The 17,080-nt window shown below is 55.4% G+C and carries 12 protein-coding genes; 3 read left to right on the top strand and 9 right to left on the bottom strand.

The window, feature by feature from the left end; genetic code table 11:
• Nucleotides 1–66: 66 nt before the first annotated feature.
• From malP to glpE, 4 genes are all read right to left on the bottom strand, one after another.
• Nucleotides 67–2,472 (bottom strand): maltodextrin phosphorylase, encoded by a 2,406-nt coding sequence (gene malP / locus ACRQ84_RS13930; RefSeq protein WP_483816362.1) that lies wholly within the window; start codon nt 2,470–2,472, stop codon nt 67–69.
• A gap of 174 nt (nt 2,473–2,646) precedes the next feature.
• Entirely contained in the window at nt 2,647–3,405 is a 759-nt protein-coding gene (locus ACRQ84_RS13935; RefSeq protein WP_064741238.1) for a DeoR/GlpR family transcriptional regulator, read from the bottom strand.
• Nucleotides 3,406–3,447: 42 nt separating this feature from the next.
• Complete coding sequence (glpG, locus tag ACRQ84_RS13940) at nt 3,448–4,272, bottom strand: rhomboid family intramembrane serine protease GlpG (RefSeq protein ID WP_064741345.1); 825 nt, start codon at nt 4,270–4,272, stop codon at nt 3,448–3,450.
• A 32-nt stretch (nt 4,273–4,304) separates the two neighbouring features.
• On the bottom strand, nt 4,305–4,631 hold the full coding sequence (gene glpE, locus ACRQ84_RS13945) for a thiosulfate sulfurtransferase GlpE (RefSeq protein WP_064741239.1): 327 nt from the start codon (nt 4,629–4,631) through the stop codon (nt 4,305–4,307).
• Nucleotides 4,632–4,991: 360 nt separating this feature from the next.
• Between glpE and glpD the strand changes: the two genes are divergently transcribed.
• Nucleotides 4,992–6,500 carry a glycerol-3-phosphate dehydrogenase gene (gene glpD / locus ACRQ84_RS13950; protein WP_064741240.1) on the top strand — a complete coding sequence of 503 codons (1,509 nt, stop codon included), beginning with the start codon at nt 4,992–4,994 and terminating at the stop codon, nt 6,498–6,500.
• An 80-nt stretch (nt 6,501–6,580) separates the two neighbouring features.
• Here glpD and iolE read toward each other — a convergent pair whose 3' ends face one another.
• The 3 genes from iolE to iolD all read right to left on the bottom strand — a co-directional run bounded on the left by iolE (nt 6,581) and on the right by iolD (nt 10,672).
• On the bottom strand, nt 6,581–7,477 hold the full coding sequence (gene iolE / locus ACRQ84_RS13955; RefSeq protein ID WP_483816363.1) for a myo-inosose-2 dehydratase: 897 nt from the start codon (nt 7,475–7,477) through the stop codon (nt 6,581–6,583).
• Between the two features lie 54 nt (nt 7,478–7,531).
• Complete coding sequence (locus tag ACRQ84_RS13960) at nt 7,532–8,545, bottom strand: bifunctional inositol 2-dehydrogenase/D-chiro-inositol 1-dehydrogenase (RefSeq protein ID WP_064741242.1); 1,014 nt, start codon at nt 8,543–8,545, stop codon at nt 7,532–7,534.
• Nucleotides 8,546–8,737: 192 nt separating this feature from the next.
• Nucleotides 8,738–10,672 (bottom strand): 3D-(3,5/4)-trihydroxycyclohexane-1,2-dione acylhydrolase (decyclizing), encoded by a 1,935-nt coding sequence (iolD, locus tag ACRQ84_RS13965; protein WP_064741243.1) that lies wholly within the window; start codon nt 10,670–10,672, stop codon nt 8,738–8,740.
• Nucleotides 10,673–11,221: 549 nt separating this feature from the next.
• Here iolD and ACRQ84_RS13970 point away from each other — a divergent pair.
• Together ACRQ84_RS13970 and ACRQ84_RS13975 are read left to right on the top strand one after the other, a co-directional pair.
• On the top strand, nt 11,222–13,135 hold the full coding sequence (locus ACRQ84_RS13970; RefSeq protein WP_483816364.1) for a bifunctional 5-dehydro-2-deoxygluconokinase/5-dehydro-2-deoxyphosphogluconate aldolase: 1,914 nt from the start codon (nt 11,222–11,224) through the stop codon (nt 13,133–13,135).
• A 411-nt stretch (nt 13,136–13,546) separates the two neighbouring features.
• Entirely contained in the window at nt 13,547–14,392 is an 846-nt protein-coding gene (locus ACRQ84_RS13975; protein WP_064741245.1) for a MurR/RpiR family transcriptional regulator, read from the top strand.
• A 295-nt stretch (nt 14,393–14,687) separates the two neighbouring features.
• On the opposite strand, the gene iolB is transcribed toward ACRQ84_RS13975, so the two are convergent.
• Both iolB and ACRQ84_RS13985 read right to left on the bottom strand, forming a co-directional pair.
• On the bottom strand, nt 14,688–15,503 hold the full coding sequence (gene iolB / locus ACRQ84_RS13980; RefSeq protein ID WP_064741246.1) for a 5-deoxy-glucuronate isomerase: 816 nt from the start codon (nt 15,501–15,503) through the stop codon (nt 14,688–14,690).
• 24 nt (nt 15,504–15,527) lie between these two features.
• Nucleotides 15,528–17,033, bottom strand: coding sequence for a CoA-acylating methylmalonate-semialdehyde dehydrogenase (locus ACRQ84_RS13985; RefSeq protein WP_483816365.1), 1,506 nt, complete (start codon nt 17,031–17,033; stop codon nt 15,528–15,530).
• Between the last annotated feature and the right edge of the window lie 47 nt (nt 17,034–17,080).

The raw sequence follows: 17,080 nt of genomic DNA on the forward strand, positions 1-17,080 counted from the left end.
AGGTGCGCATAAATGCGCACCCTACGGAATTTGTAGGGTCGCCATTCATGGCGACCGGAATATCGATTATCTTGCCGCCTGCCAAATCAACTGCTGATAATCACGAATCGATCGGTCAGAGCTAAAACGGCCAGTGTGGGCGGTGTTCAGGATCGCTGCGCGCGTCCAGGCCTCCTGGTTTTTCCACAGCGCTTCCACCCGCTGCTGCGCCGCGATGTACGCATCAAAATCGGCCAGCACCAGCCACGGATCGCCGTTCTTCGTCAGGCTTTGCAGCATCAGGGCGAACGCGTGCTTATCGCCATCGCTGAACGTGCCCTTCTCCAACTCCTTCAGCAAACCATCCAGATAAGGATTCTGTTTGCGCAGCTTTTTCGGGTTGTAGCCGCCGGCCTTCAGCGCCTTCACCTCATCGACGCGATTGCCGAAGATAAAGATATTCTTCTCGCCCACCGCCTCGGCAATCTCCACGTTGGCGCCGTCTAACGTGCCAATGGTCAGCGCGCCATTCAGCGCCAGCTTCATATTGCCGGTACCGGAAGCCTCATAACCAGCCGTGGAAATCTGCTCGGAGAGATCGGCGGCCGGAATAATTAGCTCTGCGGCGGTGATGCGGTAATCCGGGATAAACACCACTTTGAGGCGATCGCCGACCTGCGGATCGTTGTTGATGACGTCCGCGACTTTGTTGATGGCATAGATGATGTTTTTGGCGAGGTAATAGCCGGGCGCGGCTTTGGCACCAAAGATAAATACGCGCGGCACAACATCAGGATTGTCCGGATTATCGCGCAGCTGACGATAGCAGTGCAGCATATGCAGCAAACTGAGGTGCTGACGCTTGTACTCATGCAGTCGCTTAATCTGTACGTCAAACAGCGCATCCGGATTGATATCAATGCCGGTCACACGTTTGACATAGAGCGTTAGCCGCTGCTTATTTTGCTGTTTGATGGCGCGAAACTGTTGGCGGAAAGCCTTTTTACGGGCAAAGGGCGCGAGCCACGCCAGCGCATCAAGATCGTTAGCCCACTCCACCTGCAGGCTGTCATCAATGAGCGTCGACAGCAGCGGATTACACTGTTTCAACCAGCGGCGTGGCGTAATGCCGTTGGTGACGTTATGGAATTTGTTCGGCCACAGCAGGTGATATTCCGGGAACAGATCTTTCACCACCAGCTCTGAGTGCAATGCCGCCACGCCATTAACCGCGAAACAGCTCACCACGCACAAATTCGCCATCCGCACCTGGCCCTCAGCCACCACCGCCAGCTTGTGCCACATCGCCTTATCGCCCGGCCACTGCTGCTTAACCACTTTCTTCAGGTGGCGATTAATTTCGCGAATAATAAGCCAATGACGTGGCAATAGGTCGCGCACCAATCGTTCATCCCAACGCTCCAGCGCTTCCGGCATCAGCGTGTGATTGGTGTAAGCGAAGGTGCGGCTGGTGATGTGCCACGCATCGTCCCAGCTCAGTTGATGCTCATCCAACAGCACGCGCAGCATTTCCGGAATGGCGATGGTGGGATGGGTGTCGTTAAGCTGGATCACTTCGAAATCGGGCAAGCTGCGGATTGCGCGCCCAGCCAGATGATGGCGTCGCAGAATATCGCCGACCGCACAGGCGCACTGGAAATACTGTTGCATCAGGCGCAGGCGCTTGCCTTCGGCATGATTATCATTGGGATAGAGCACCTTGGTCAGCTTGTCGGCCTCGATGCCTTGCTGCTCGGCCTGCAGGAACTGACCGTTGTTAAACGCAGTGAGATCAAACGGGTGCGCGCTGCAGGCTCTCCACAGTCGCAGCGGCAGCGTGATGCCATTGCGATAACCCACCACCGGCAAATCCCAGGCTTCACCTTTGAGGTGAATTTTAGGACGCCAGTTGAGGCTACCATCGTGGTTCTTTTTTACCTTGCCGCCGAGGCCAACCTGCACATCCAGCGCGGCGTTATGCCGGAACCACGGATAACGATCGCGCTGCCAGTCATCCGGCGCTTCCTGCTGCTGTCCGTCGGTAAAGGTCTGGCGAAACAGACCGTATTGATAGTTGAGGCCGTGGCCCATTGCCGCCTGGCCGACGGTCGCCATCGAATCCATATAGCAGGCAGCTAAGCGACCCAAACCGCCGTTGCCGAGTGCCGGATCAATTTCCTCTTCCAGCAGTTCGCTCAGCTCAACCTGATATTCCGCCAGCGCGGCTTGCACCTCGTTGTACCAGCCAAGATTGAGCAGGTTATTGCCGGTCAAACGCCCCAGCAGAAACTCCATCGACAGATAATTAACGTGGCGCTGTCCTTGTTTGGGCGGCACCGGTGGCTGCGTCGCCAGCATTTCTGCGAGCACGCTGCTCAGCGCTTGCCACCATTGGTGCGGTGTCATTTGCTGGGCGGATGAGAGTCCAAGATGCTGCCATTGGCGGGTGAGCGCGGCGTCGAAACGTGTTTTATTGAATTTTTGCTGCGACATATCAATCCCTTCGTGTCCGTTAACGGTAAAGCCGGGGCGAGCGCAAAGTGAATGGATAAGTAAAGCTGCGGGCGCAGAAAAAAGCGACAGGGAAATGCGCGTGTTAAGAAAAAAAATCGGTGCGGGTTTTGTAGCGGCGCGATTTATCGCGCAATAAATTGCGCCGCTATGGCGTTAGCAGAGCTCGAGATGCACTTCGTGCTGTTCAATCACTTTCAGCACGCTGGCGGGTGGGCTTTGATCGGTGTACAGGTAATCAATCAGGCTCATATTGCCGAGGTTAACCATCGCATTGCGGCCAAACTTGGAGTGATCCACCACCAGCATCACGCAGCGTGAATTTTCGATAATGGCGCGTTTGGTGCGTACTTCGTGATAATCGAACTCCAGCAGTGAACCATCCATATCAATACCGCTGATGCCGAGAATGCCGTAATCAAGGCGAAACTGCGAAATGAAATCCAGCGTCGCTTCACCCATGATGCCGCCATCACGCGTACGCACTTCGCCGCCGGCGATAATGACGCGGAAATCGGGTTTCGCCATCAACAGAATCGCTACGTTTAGGTTATTGGTGACCACGCGCAGATTGTTGTGATTGAGCAGCGCATGCGCCACCGCTTCTGGCGTGGTACCGATATCAATAAACAGCGTGGCACCATCGGGGATCTGGCTCGCCACGCGCTCGGCGATACGCGCTTTCTCCCCCGACCACATCATCTTACGATCCTGCCATGCGGTGTTTTCTGAGCTGGACGGCAATGCCGCCCCGCCGTGATGGCGCATGATTTTGTTCTGATCGGCCAGGTCGTTCAGGTCGCGCCGAATGGTTTGTGGGCTGACCTCAAAGTGATCCACCAACTCTTCAGTACTGACATATCCCTGACGCCGGACCAGATCGATAATGGCGTCATGACGTTGCGTCTGCTTCACATCTCTCTCCTCGGCTCAAAGCCGCTTCTTTTCATCGTGCTGCTAACGACGCGCAATTTTACGCGTATCAACAAACGCCATCGCTAAACCCACCAGTAAACCGGTGACGTGCGCCGCGTTGGCAATCGCCATACCGAATGCGCCGTACCAGCCAATCACTAACCACACTACCGCGAAGCCAATCAGGCCGCGCTCGAGATAAATGCCACTTTCGGGATCGCGCTCGCCGCGCAGCCAGCAGTAACCCATCAGTGCGTAGACCACGCCCGACAAGCCACCAAACAGCACGCCGCTAAATTTAGCCTGCATGCAGCCGGTCAGCAGCGCCGAGATCAGCATAATCACAAATAGCTTGCCGCTGCCGAGACGCTTCTCAACGGCTCCGCCGAGATACCACCACCACATCAGATTGAACAGGATGTGCAGCAGCGAGAAATGCAGCAGCGCATGGCTGAACCAGCGCCACACCTGGAAATATTGCGAAGAGTCCGCTGGCCACGCCAGCCAATCCAGCGCCACATCATCACCCACAATCTGCATCAGGATAAACACCACCACGCAGGCAATCATCACGGTCATGGTGAGCGGTCCTGCGCGTTCACGAATGCTCGCCCAGATGTGGGTGCGCTCGTAACGCAAACCACTTTCGGTGTTGCCACTGTGCCAGCTGGCAGCCTGATAGCGCGGATGATTAGGATCGCGCACAAACTGCGCGAGTTCGTTTTCGACCATCTCCAGCTTGCTTTCATCATCCAACATGATGACGAAGTGGCTTTCGCGCTCAATTCGTAGCTTCACGCCGCGTGTCGCCATGTAATCGACAAACGCCTGCGCCATGCGCGGATTATTAAACTGGGTGATGCGCATCATGCGGTGCTCCCCTTCCTTATGCGATGGGCTTAGGCTTCGCCGATGGCAACCTGCGCCGGGAATGCCGCGCGCCAGGCGTCAAATCCACCATCAATGCTGTATGCAGCGTTGAATCCCTGCCCCAGCAGGAACTGCGCCGCGCCTTTGCTGCTGTTGCCGTGATAGCACATCACCAGTACCGGCAAATCCTGATTGGCGTTGGCAATAAAGTCCGCCAGGTTATCGTTGGTCAGATGCTGCGCACCCGCCGCATGGCCCATCATAAAGCTCTGCGGATCACGGATATCCACCAGCTGCGCACCTTGTGCCAGATGCTCCTGCGCTTGTAAGACATTAATACTTTCGAAGGTTTCCATGGTGTCTCTCATTACTTCGTCACAATTAGCGGTTGATAAAATCGCCGGTGTTGTTGCCAGGTCGCCATAAATGGCGACCCTACGACTGCTCGGAGTGGCCGTTGTAGGGTCGTCATTTATGGCGACCTAATCGTCTTTACTCACAAGCATTACACAATTAGCGCTTAGTTTAACCTGAGAACCCGCCGCGATAACCTGACAAGTCCTGTGGTTATGTGATTTTTTTCCTGTCGGAATGTTAGCTATATCACGCAAAAATGTTTTTATTCAGTTAACCGCTGGCATAGATGTTGGTTTCCGATTATTATTACGCTCGAAAACGAACATTTTAGAACTATTCCGAACATCGGAGGAGATGACGTGGAAACCAAAGACCTGATCGTGATCGGCGGCGGCATTAACGGAGCCGGCATTGCAGTGGACGCTGCAGGACGCGGACTGTCGGTGCTGATGCTGGAGGCGCGGGATTTGGCCTGTGCAACCTCCTCCAACAGCTCGAAACTGATTCACGGTGGCCTGCGCTACCTTGAGCATTATGAATTCCGCCTGGTTGGCGAAGCCTTAGCAGAACGTGAAGTGCTGCTGAAAATGGCACCGCACATCGCTTTCCCGATGCGCTTCCGCCTGCCGCACCGCCCGCATTTGCGCCCGGCGTGGATGATCCGTATGGGCTTGTTTATGTACGATCGCCTCGGTAAACGCACCACGCTGCCGGGCAGTAAAAGTCTGCGTTTTGGCGCGGATTCGGCCCTCAAGCCAGAAATCACGCGCGGTTTCGAATATTCTGACTGCTGGGTTGATGATGCACGTATGGTGGTGCTCAACGCGCAGGAAGTGGAAAAACAGGGCGGTGAAGTCCGTACCCGCACGCGAGTCACCCGCGCCTGGCGTGAAGCCGGTCTGTGGATGGTAGAAGCCGAAGATATCGATAGTGGCAAAACCTATACCTGGCGCGCCAAGGGTCTGGTCAATGCGGCCGGTCCGTGGGTGAAAGAGTTCTTTGACGACGGCCTGAAGCTGAAGTCGCCATACGGCATTCGTCTGATCAAAGGCAGCCACATTGTGGTGCCGCGCGTACACCGCGAAAAGCAGGCGTATATCCTGCAAAACGAAGATAACCGTATCGTGTTTGTGATTCCGTGGATGGATGAATTCTCCATAATCGGTACCACCGACGTGGAGTACAAAGGCGATCCGAAAAACGTGAAGATTGATGACAACGAAATCAGCTACCTGCTGAACGTGTTTAACGGACACTTCAAACAGCAGCTGAAGAAAGATGACATCGTTTGGACTTACTCAGGCGTGCGTCCGCTGTGCGATGACGAATCCGATTCGCCGCAGGCCATCACCCGTGATTACACGCTGGACGTGCATGACGACAATGGCCAGGCGCCGCTGCTGTCGGTATTCGGCGGTAAGCTGACCACCTACCGTAAGCTGGCAGAACACGCGTTGGAAAAACTGAGCAAGTACTACCCGACTATCGGCCCTGCGTGGACGAAAAGCGCGGTATTGCCGGGCGGTGATTTCTCCGGTACGCGTGAAGATTATGCCGCGGGTCTGCGTCGTCGCTATCCGTTTATCAGCGAAGGCATGGCACGTCACTTTGCCCGTACTTACGGCAGCCGCACTGAAGTGCTGCTTGAAGGCGCGAAAAGCCTTGATGATTTGGGTGAGAATTTCGGCCATGAATTTTATGAAGCCGAGCTGCGTTACCTGGTGAAAAACGAATGGGTGCGCGAGCTGGATGATGCGATTTGGCGTCGTACCAAACAAGGTATGTGGCTGAGTGCAGCCGAGCAGGCGCGTATTGCTGAGTGGCTGGCGGTCAACGCACAGAAACCGGCGCTGTCGCTGGCGTCGTAATGAAAAAAGGTCGTCATGAATGACGACCATTGCTTTGTAGGGTCGCCATTCATGGCGACCTTTTTAACGCCTGCACTATTTTACAACCCGGTATTCTCGCGGATATATTTACGCGCCTTCACTGCATATTCGAACGGATTAGCCAGCGCCGGATCCTGTTCCGCTTCCACCACCATCCAGCCTTTATAGCCAAAATCGTCGAGGATTTTGAACACCGGTTTGAAATCGATCACGCCGTCGCCAGGCACGGTGAAGGTGCCCTTCTTCACGCCATCGAGGAACGACAGTGATTTTTCGCGCACTTCCGCTACCACGCTGTCGCGCACGTCTTTCAGATGCACGTGGAAAATACGCGGCAGATATTTGGTCAGCACGTCCAGCATCGCCTGCTGTGAACCTTCGGAGTAGTAAATGTGGCCGGTATCGTACAGCAGGCCGACATTCTCATTGGTTGACTCCATAAAGCGATCGATCTCAGCGGGCGTCTGGATGCCAGTGCCCATGTGATGATGCAGCGTCAAACGCATGCCTTTCTTCGCGGCGATCTCCGCCAGCTCGTTGTAGCCTTCCGCCGTCAAACGCCACTCTTCATCACTGAAGATCGGCTTCTGCTCCAGCACCGCCAGCGTGGTGCCCTGAATACTTTTGCTCTGCTCGGAGCAGCCAATCACGCGCGCGCCCATCGCATGCAGGAAGTTCATGTGATTGGTGAATTCGTCGATGGTTTTGGCTTTGTCGCCATTGGCGAAAAAGGTGCTGAACCAGGCATTGCAGATCTGAATGCCACGGATATCCAGCATCGGCTTGAGAATCGCCGGATCGCGCGGATATTTGCTGCCCACTTCGCTACCGGTAAAACCCGCCAGCGCCATTTCACTCACGGTTTGCTGGAAGGTGTTTTCGCTGCCCAGCTCCGGCATGTCGTCGTTGGTCCAGCCGATTGGCGCTATTGCCAGTTTTACGTTGTCTTTGTTCATCTTGTTGTCCCTGATTCACAGAGGCGGCCGCTGAGCCGCCGAGGAGTATTCGCGTTATTTGGCGTAGAAATCCGGACGCGGCGGCATGGTTACCGGCTCAATCGCACCGCTGTTCTGCGCTTTATGGCAGGCATCGGCCGCCACGGAGGCAGCAAAACCATCCCAGGCCGAAGGTCCCGTTAGTTGGCCGTCTTTGACGTCATTGATGAACGCTTGCAGCTCAACGTCGTAGGCATCAATGAAACGATCCTTCCAGTCGGTCAGCAGCGGCACGCCGAGACGCGCGTTTTTGCGCGTTTGGATAGCAGAAGGCTCAGGCAGCTTAGCAATGCCCTCTTCACCCACGACTTCACACTGGATGTCGTAGCCGTACGCGCAGTTAACAAAAATTTCCACATCAATGCGGATGCCTTTCTGCGTTTCGAACAGCACGATCTGCGGATCTTTCAGATTGGCATGAGATTTCGAGGTGGTACGCGGGAACACCACCTGCACGGTTTTGTAGTCGTCTTCGGTCAGCCAGCGCAGCACGTCCAGCTCGTGAATCAGGGTGTTGGTGATCGCCATGTCCGTGGTGTAATTCTCGCCGACGCTCTGGTTGCGGTGCGCGCAGTGCAGCATCAGCGGTTCGCCGATTTCACCGTCGGTAATCACTTTTTTCAGTGCGCGATAGCCGGAATCGTACGGACGCATAAAGCCAACCTGCACCAGACGTTTACCGTGTTTGATCTCGGCATCAACAATGCGACGGCAGCCTTCGGCGCTCAGTGCCAGCGGCTTCTCACAGAACACCGGTTTGCCCGCAGCAATCGCGGCCAGCGTAAACTCTTCGTGGGTCGGATCCCAGGATGTCACCAGCACGGCATCGACTTCTGGCGAGTTGATGACCTGATGGCCATCCTGATACACCTCGGCTTCGATATTCAGACGTTGCAGCGCTGCGCGCGCCCCTTCCACGTTGATATCTGAAACTGCCACAACCTTTGCTCCCTGCAATACATTATTGCAGCGACGAATGTGTTCCTGACCAATTGCGCCGGTACCAATTACACCGAGTTTGAGCGTCATAATTACACCTGTAGAGTCGGATAAGTGTCCCCTTCATATTTCAAGATGCAGGTACGTTGGCTGCTCTCGTTCACCTGAATCACTGACTTAAGTCAGCTCATCGGGATTCTCGCGTTGGCTGCCTTCCTGCCTCTCGAATGATGTTGGGTATAGGGTTTAACAAGGCCGGATGACGCCGGCCTAAAAGAGGTATTAGTACTTACGCGCTTGTTCGATATGCACGTTAAGGTTGTCGGCCACTTCCTGCGTGCGCGTTGACGTGGAGGTCTGCGCCACGCCGACGTGCCACCAGCTGAAATATTTGTGCACCATGGTTTTGGGCAGCACTTTGATGTCGAACAGCGTTGAAACGGTCTGCTTTTGTGCATCGATCAGCGCGGCTTCCAGCTGCTCCAGCGTGGTGATGCGGTAGGTTTTGCACCCGTAGCCACCGGCAATCGCCGCAAAGTCCACCGGCACAAAGCCGCCATCCAATTTGCCGCCTTCGGGGTTACGGAAGCGGAACTCGGTGGTGAAGCTGTCCATGCCGTGTTCCATCTGCAGATTGTTGATACAGCCGTTAGTCATGTTATCCAGCAGCACCACGTTGATTTTGGCGCCTTCCTGAATTGAGGTAACCAGCTCGGAGTGCAGCATCATGAACGACCCGTCGCCGACCATGACGTAGACTTCACGCTGCGGCTGCGCCAGCTTTACGCCTAGCGCGGCATTCACTTCGTAACCCATACAGGAATAGCCGTACTCAACGTGGTACGAGTTGTAATCTTTGGTGCGCCACACGCGTTGCAGGTCGCCCGGCAGACTGCCCGCCGCCGCCACAATCACCGCATCCTTTGGGAGTTGCTCGTTTAAGGTGCCCAGCACGCTGCTCTGCGTCAGCACCGATTTCGTCAGGCGCTCAAACTCCGCAAACAGCGCTTCGCGATCGGCGTGGTCGGCGATTTCTGGAATGAAATCGTCGGTGTTATAGGTCGCGGCATATACGCGCTGCGTCTCTTTCAGCAGCTTGCTTTGCGACAGCTCAATCTGGCCGCCCCACTGATTTTCGAAACCTTTCAAGCCGCTTTCCAGCGCGGTTAACCCTTCACGCGCATCCGCCAGCAGCTGCACCGCATCCAGCTTGTAGCTGTCGAAGTTGCTGACGTTGAGATTCAGATAGCTGACCTGCGGATTTTGGAAAATCCATTTCGACGCGGTGGTGAAATCGGTGTAGCGCGTACCAATGCCAATCACCAGATCGGCCTCTTTCGCCAGCAGGTTGGCTGCCAGACAGCCGGTTTCGCCCACACCGCCCACGTTCAACGGGTGATCGGAAACAATGGTGCCTTTACCCGCCTGAGTTTCAGCAAACGGAATGTTGAAGCGCTCGGCAAACTTCAGCAGCGCATCACCGGCATCGGAGTATTTCAGGCCGCCCCCGACAATGATCAGCGGTTTGTGTTTACGTGCAATGAGCGCCAGCGCATCTTGCAACTGCGCGGCCGTGGGCAGGCGGCGATCCAGACGATGCACACGTTTCTGGAAGAAGTATTCCGGGAAATCCCAGGCTTCGCCCTGCACGTCCTGCGGCAGTGCGATAGTGACCGCGCCGGTTTCCGCTGGATCGGTCAGCACGCGTAACGCGTTGATGCAGGCAGTCATTAGCTGTTCCGGGCGGCTGACGCGGTCCCAGTATTTGCTTACCGCGCGGAACGCGTCGTTGGTGCTGATGCTGAGATCGTGACTCTGTTCGATTTGCTGCAATACGGGATCCGGTTGGCGCGTCGCGAACACATCGCCCGGCAGCAGCAATAAAGGAATGCGGTTGGCGGTCGCCGTCGCGGCAGCCGTAATCATGTTGGCCGCGCCAGGCCCGACAGAAGAAGTACAGGCGATAATCTGACGACGCAGCGACTGCTTCGCAAAACCAATGGCGGCGTGCGCCATGCCCTGCTCATTACGGCCCTGATGCACGACCAGATCGCCGCTGTCCTGCTCCAGCGCCTGACCCAACCCCAGCACGTTGCCGTGACCGAAAATGGCAAAAATACCTTTCACAAATTTGGTTTCAACACCGTCAACGTTCAGGTATTGGTTATCGAGAAATTTTACCAGCGCCTGTGCCGTAGTGAGTCTGATTGTGCCCATATGCTTCTTCCTTTACATGCTGGTACCTGCGGCGAGGTACATCGCGGTTCGGGTAAAAACTGCCGTTCACGGCGCCCGCGGATTAAGTGAAACGTGAGGCGATTATAAACAAATATTTTTTTCATTAAACACGATTACAGAAGAAACATTTCATTTTGCGATGGAGATCAAATTCAGCAATGAAACGTGGGCGACATGAGCCGCGAAAGGGGGAAAAGTGGAACAGTAAAAGGTCATTTGCAGGTCATAACGAAATTTCATTTCACTTCAGTAGCTTCCTTGATTCGCCAACACTTTCCTGAGACCTGGCTCACAAGCCTGACTATCACTGAAACTCACCGCGAATGCGCTGCTGTTTAGCGGCTTCGTCAGAGTTTTACCTGGCTCACAAAATCGTGATGGATGTTTCATTTCATATTGAATTTGGAATTTTTATTCCTCATACTGCGACCAAAGCCAATCAGGCACCTTGAGAACCCGGAAGCAAAGCGCTCGACGTTGGGCGGCAGCGCCCGCAGTGTCTGCTTATCACAGAAGGAAACAATAGGTATGAGTACACAACAGAAGCGGCTTGATGTGATTTGTATTGGACGCATCGCCGTCGACCTTTACGGTCAGCAAATTGGATCACGTCTGGAAGATATGACCAGCTTCAACAAATATCTGGGCGGTTCTTCCGGCAACGTGGCTTACGGCACGGCCATTCAGGGCCTGAAATCAGCCATGCTGGCGCGTGTAGGTGACGAGCACAACGGCCGCTTTTTGCGTGAAGCGCTGCAACGCGCAGGTTGCAACACTGACGGACTGATCACCGATAAACATCGCCTGACCGGCCTGGTGATCCTCGGGATCAAAGATGAAGAGAGTTTCCCGCTGATCTTCTACCGCGATAACTGCGCCGACATGGGTCTGGTGCCGGAAGATATCAAAGAAGAGTTCATCACCTCGTCACGCGCCGTTGCCGTGACGGGCACGCACCTGTCGCATCCACAAACCCGCGCAGCCGTGCTGAAAGCGCTGGATATCGCCAAACGTAGCGGGCTGCGCACTGCGCTGGATATCGATTACCGTCCCGTGCTGTGGGGCTTAACCTCACTCGGTGATGGTGAAACGCGTTTCATTGAGTCGGGTGAAGTGACGCAACAGCTGCAGGAAGTGCTGCACTATTTCGATTTGGTGGTGGGAACGGAAGAAGAGTTCCATATCGCTGGCGGCAGCACCGACACGCTGACCGCGCTGAAAAATGTGCGCAAATCCAGCCAGGCAACGCTGGTGTGTAAGCGTGGCCCGATGGGTTGCGTCGTATTCGAGGGCGAGATCCCGGATAGCTGGGAACAGACCAAACTGCAAAGCGGTGTGCGCGTAGAAGTGCTGAATGTGCTGGGTGCGGGCGATGCCTTTATGTCTGGCCTGCTGCGCGGCTGGCTCAATGATGAAAGCTGGGAGCAAGCATGCCGTTACGCTAACGCCTGTGGCGCATTGGTGGTTTCTCGCCACGGCTGCGCCCCGGCGATGCCGACCAAAGAAGAGCTGGACGATTTCCTGAGCCGCGATAAAGACGTGAAACGTCCGGATCTGGATGTGCGTCTGAATCACCTGCATCGCGTCACCACGCGTAAACAGCAGTGGCCAGAGCTGAATGTATTCGCTTTCGACCACCGCAAGCAGCTGGCAGATATGGCGCGCGAAGCCGGCGTCAGCGAAGAGCGCATTCCACAGTTGAAACTGCTGCTGCTGCGTGCCGCAGAAGAAGCGGCCAACGAAGCCGGTTTGAATGAGAAGAGTGGCATCCTCGCGGATACCACTTACGGTCAGAAAGCACTGAACGCAATTACCGGCAAAAACTGGTGGATCGGGCGTCCGATTGAGCTGCCAAGTTCACGCCCACTGCGTCTTGAGCATGGCAACATTGGTTCGCAGCTGGTCGACTGGCCTGCTGAGCACGTGGTGAAATGCCTGGTGTTCTATCACCCGCACGACAGCGCTGAACTGCGTAAAGAGCAGGATGATCTGGTTCTTGATGTGTGGAAGGGCTGTAATAAGAGCGGGCACGAGCTGCTGCTGGAACTGATTCTGCCGGAGAGCAATCCAGACCGGAATGAATCCTATTATTACGATATGCTCAGCCACTTTTACAGCCTGGGCGTTCAGCCGGACTGGTGGAAATTGCCGCCGCTGTCTGCGGAGAGCTGGCAGGCGATTGGTGAGCTGATTGAGCAGAACGATCCGCACTGTCGTGGCATTCTGTTGCTTGGCCTCGACGCGCCAGAAGAGACGCTGAAAGCCGGCTTCGCGGCGGCGGCGCAAGCGCCGTGGGTGAAAGGTTTTGCGGTAGGCCGCACTATCTTTGGCCAGCCGTCACGCCAGTGGCTGCAAGGCGAGCTGGACGACAAAGCGCTGATTGAAACCGTGAAAGGCAATTACCTGCGCCTGATCGGCTACTGGCGCGCTGTGCGCGGTTAATGATCGAATATAGGTTTATGAAACGGCCCTGATGGGCCGTTTTTTTGGTCGCCATGAATGGCGCCCCTACATAACTGCACGCTCACGTAGGGTCGCCATTCATGGCGTAATGCTTGTCAGTTAAGAGATGAAAACCCCAACTAGCTGGCGCACACCTTGTAGCGGTATTTAATACGGGGCTTAACTGATCGGCATTACGCCATTTATGGCGACCACGTCAGGATGCACGTTCACCCAAGAGCGCCATTTATGGCGACCAGACAAAGGCATAACTTCCCCTCTTTTTGTGAGGCATTTCATAAACCGATGAAATAAGCGGCACGAAGATGTCAAACGAATGAAATTTTCCATCCATCTGGTACTATAGCGCTCATTATCCAGCCATATTTTCTTTTTTAGCGGGCCGAAGTAATGACCAATAATCCAACGCAATTAACCCTGTTACAGGACGAGATCCGTCGTCGCTATGAGACGCTGAGTAAACGCCTGAAGCAGGTGGCTCGTTATATCCTTGATAACAGCAACAGCATCGCTTTCGATACCGTTGCGTCTATCGCGCAGCATGCTGATGTTCCGCCCTCCACGCTGATCCGCTTTGCTAACGCGTTTGGCTTCAGCGGCTTTAACGAAATGAAACAAGTTTTCCGTCAGCATCTGATGGAAGAGACCGTTAACTACACCGAGCGCGCACGTCTGTTCCGCCAAACCGCCACCGACGACAGCGCCACTTCACCCGAAAGCCCGGCCGAAATCCTCAACGTCTTCACCATGGTAAATAGTCAGGCGCTGCAGCAACTGGCGATGCAGGTCAATCCTGATCAGCTTAACCGCGCGGTGAAAATGCTTGATGAAGCCGAGAACATCTACATCATCGGCCTGCGTCGCTCGTTCAGCGTGGCGTCTTATCTGGTGTATGCGCTGCGTCATCTTGAGCGTCGAGCGTTCCTGATTGATGGCCTCGGCGGCATGTTCACCGAGCAGTTGAGTATGGTAAACCCGAAAGACGTGGTGATTGCCATTAGCTACTCGCCTTACGCGCGTGAAGCAGTGGAGTTAGTGGAATTGGGTGCCAAGCGTGGTGCGCATCTGATCGCTATCACCGACAGCCAGGTGAGCCCGCTGGCCGCCTTCAGTGATGTGTGCTTTGTGGTGCGTGAAGCGCAGGTCGATGGCTTCCGTTCGCAGGTCGCTTCGCTGTGTCTGGCACAGACGCTGGCGGTGTCGCTGGCGCTGAATAATAACGTCATCAGCGAATAAATATCCCGTACGATCGCCATTCATGGCGTAATGCCGCTGCAGATATGCAGGTGCGCATGAATGCGCACCCTACGAAACCCAGCGCAATACACGTAGGGTCGCCATTCATGGCGACCAGCCAGCAAAAAGGGCAGCCACATGGCTGCCCTTTTTACGTTGGTACTCATAAATGCCCTACTGCGTTTCAGTTAAGTGATGAAAAAACCCAATTACCTCGCGCACACAGTGTAGCGGTGATTAACACGGGGCTTAACTGATCGGCATTAGCGCATTTATGCCCACCTTACTAACCCGCTTAACTGCGCGGATACTTATCGCTGTTCACCCAGGCGTGGTCTTTCTCCCAGGTAAATTTCCATAGACGTTTTGGCCCCGCCATCACGTTCAGATAGTAGTTATCGTAACCGGCAATCGTTGCCACCGGATGATAGCCACGCGGTACCGTCACCACGTCGCGGTTATACGGCGCCATGCACTCGTCGAGTGAACGGTCGTCGGTATAAACACGCTGCATGGCGAAACCGGGCTCAGGGTCGAAACGGTGATAGTAGGTTTCTTCCAGATAGGTTTCGTCCGGGCTGTTTTTCTGGTCGTGCTTGTGGCTGGGGTACGAGCTGGTCGCGCCTTCGTCGGTATACACCTCCACCACCAGCAGGCTGTCGGCCTCTTTGTTGTCCGGCAGGATGTTGTGCACCAGGCGCTGATTGCGCCCTTTGCCACGCTGCTCAACGCCAACATCTTCTGGCGCAATCAGTCGCGCCGGCAAATTGCCGCTGCCCGGTGCATTACACACCGCCAGCTCCAGATCGCTATCCGCATACACGTCCACTTCGTCGTTATGCGGCACATACACCGAATAAGGCGGAATGCGTTCAAACGGCGACAGACGTTTACCGAGGTTCGGGAACTCGGCGTGACGGGTTTTCACCGATGCAAAGCCCGCCACCAGTACCAGACACAACTCTTTATCGCCGCTGCTCAGTTTCAGGCTCTGCCCTTTTTTCAGCAGATAGGCATCAAAGCCGACGTATTCCCAGCCCGCGCTTTCAGGTGTGACGTGCTGGATACGGCCATTACTGTCGGGTTGTTGCGCTTTCGAAATCAGAGACATCCTGTTCCTCCTTGTTGAGCGAAATTAACCCAGCGTCGGCATGCTGAACTCAGATACAGTCTGCTGACCGCTCGGCCAACGCACGGTGGCGGTTTTCATGCGGGTATAGAAACGCACACCGTCTGGACCGTGCACGTTAAGCGCGCCAAACACTGAACGCTTCCAGCCGCCGAAGCTGTGGAATGCCATTGGCACCGGAACCGGGACGTTAACGCCCACCATGCCGGCTTCCACGTTTTGCACGAACTCACGCGCGGTGTGGCCGTTGCTGGTGAAGATGGCGCTGCCGTTGCCGAATTCGTGGCTGTTGACCAGCTGAAGTGCGCTGTCGTAATCAGTGGAACGCATGATGCTCAGCACCGGTCCGAAGATCTCTTCACGCCAGATGGTCATGTCTGACGTCACGTTGTCGAACAGCGTACCGCCCACATAGTAACCCTCAGCGTGCCCGGTCACCTGGATGCCACGCCCATCCACCACCAGCTTCGCACCTTCCTGCTCACCTTTGTCGATGTAACCCAGCACTTTCTTCTGATGCGCAGCAGAAACCACCGGGCCCATTTCATTCTCTTCGGCACCTTGCTGGATGCCAGGACCAACGCGCAGCGCTTTAATCAGCGGCGTCAGACGGGCAATGAGTTTATCTGCAGTGTCGTCGCCCACCGCAACGACGACCGGCAGCGCCATGCAGCGTTCACCGGCTGAGCCAAACGCGCCGCCCATAATGGCGTTCACGGTGGCATCGAGGTCAGCATCGGGCATGACGATGGCGTGGTTTTTCGCCGCGCCGAACGCCTGCACACGTTTACCGTGGGCGCTGGCGGTTTTGTAGATGTGTTCCGCCACGCCGGACGAACCGACAAAGCTCACCGCCGCAATACGCGGATCTTTGTACAACTGCTCGGCATCTTCGTTTGACGAATGCACCACGTTGAACACGCCATCTGGCAGGCCCGCTTCTTTCAGCAGCTCAGCCATGCGCACAGAAGCGGAGGGATCTAGCGCCGGTGGCTTGAGGATAAAGGTGTTGCCGCACGCCAGCGCGATCGGGAACATCCACAGTGGTACCATCGCCGGGAAGTTGAATGGCGTAATGCCCGCCACCACGCCGACAGGCTGCATCAGCGAGTAGCTATCAACGCCGGTGCCCACGCTGGGCGAGTTCTCGCCTTTAATCAGATGTGGAATACCGCAGGCATACTCGATCACTTCGATACCGCGCGTCAGCTCGCCCAGCGCATCTGACCACACTTTACCGTGCTCAGAAACGATCAGTGCCGCCAGCTCTTCGCGGTGTTTTTCCATCAGGGCTTTAAAGTTGAACATCACACGGGCACGACGCAACGGCGCGGTTTTCGACCATTCCGGGAACGCAGCATGGGCGACTTCAATCGCCTTTTCCACTTCAGCAGATGTGCTCTGCGTCAGTTCACGCACCACTTTGCCGGTCGCCGGATCGTACACGGGAATAGTTTCATTGCTGGCGCTGTGGGTAATTTTGCCGCCGATAAAGTTTCCTACGATAGTCATGTCGTTGCCTCTTAGATGTGAAGTTCCCTGCAGAGAGCCCGTTCGAA

The organism is Pantoea sp. E2023-21, from assembly GCF_051302795.1.
In the GTDB taxonomy this organism is placed as follows: domain Bacteria; phylum Pseudomonadota; class Gammaproteobacteria; order Enterobacterales; family Enterobacteriaceae; genus Pantoea; species Pantoea ludwigii_A.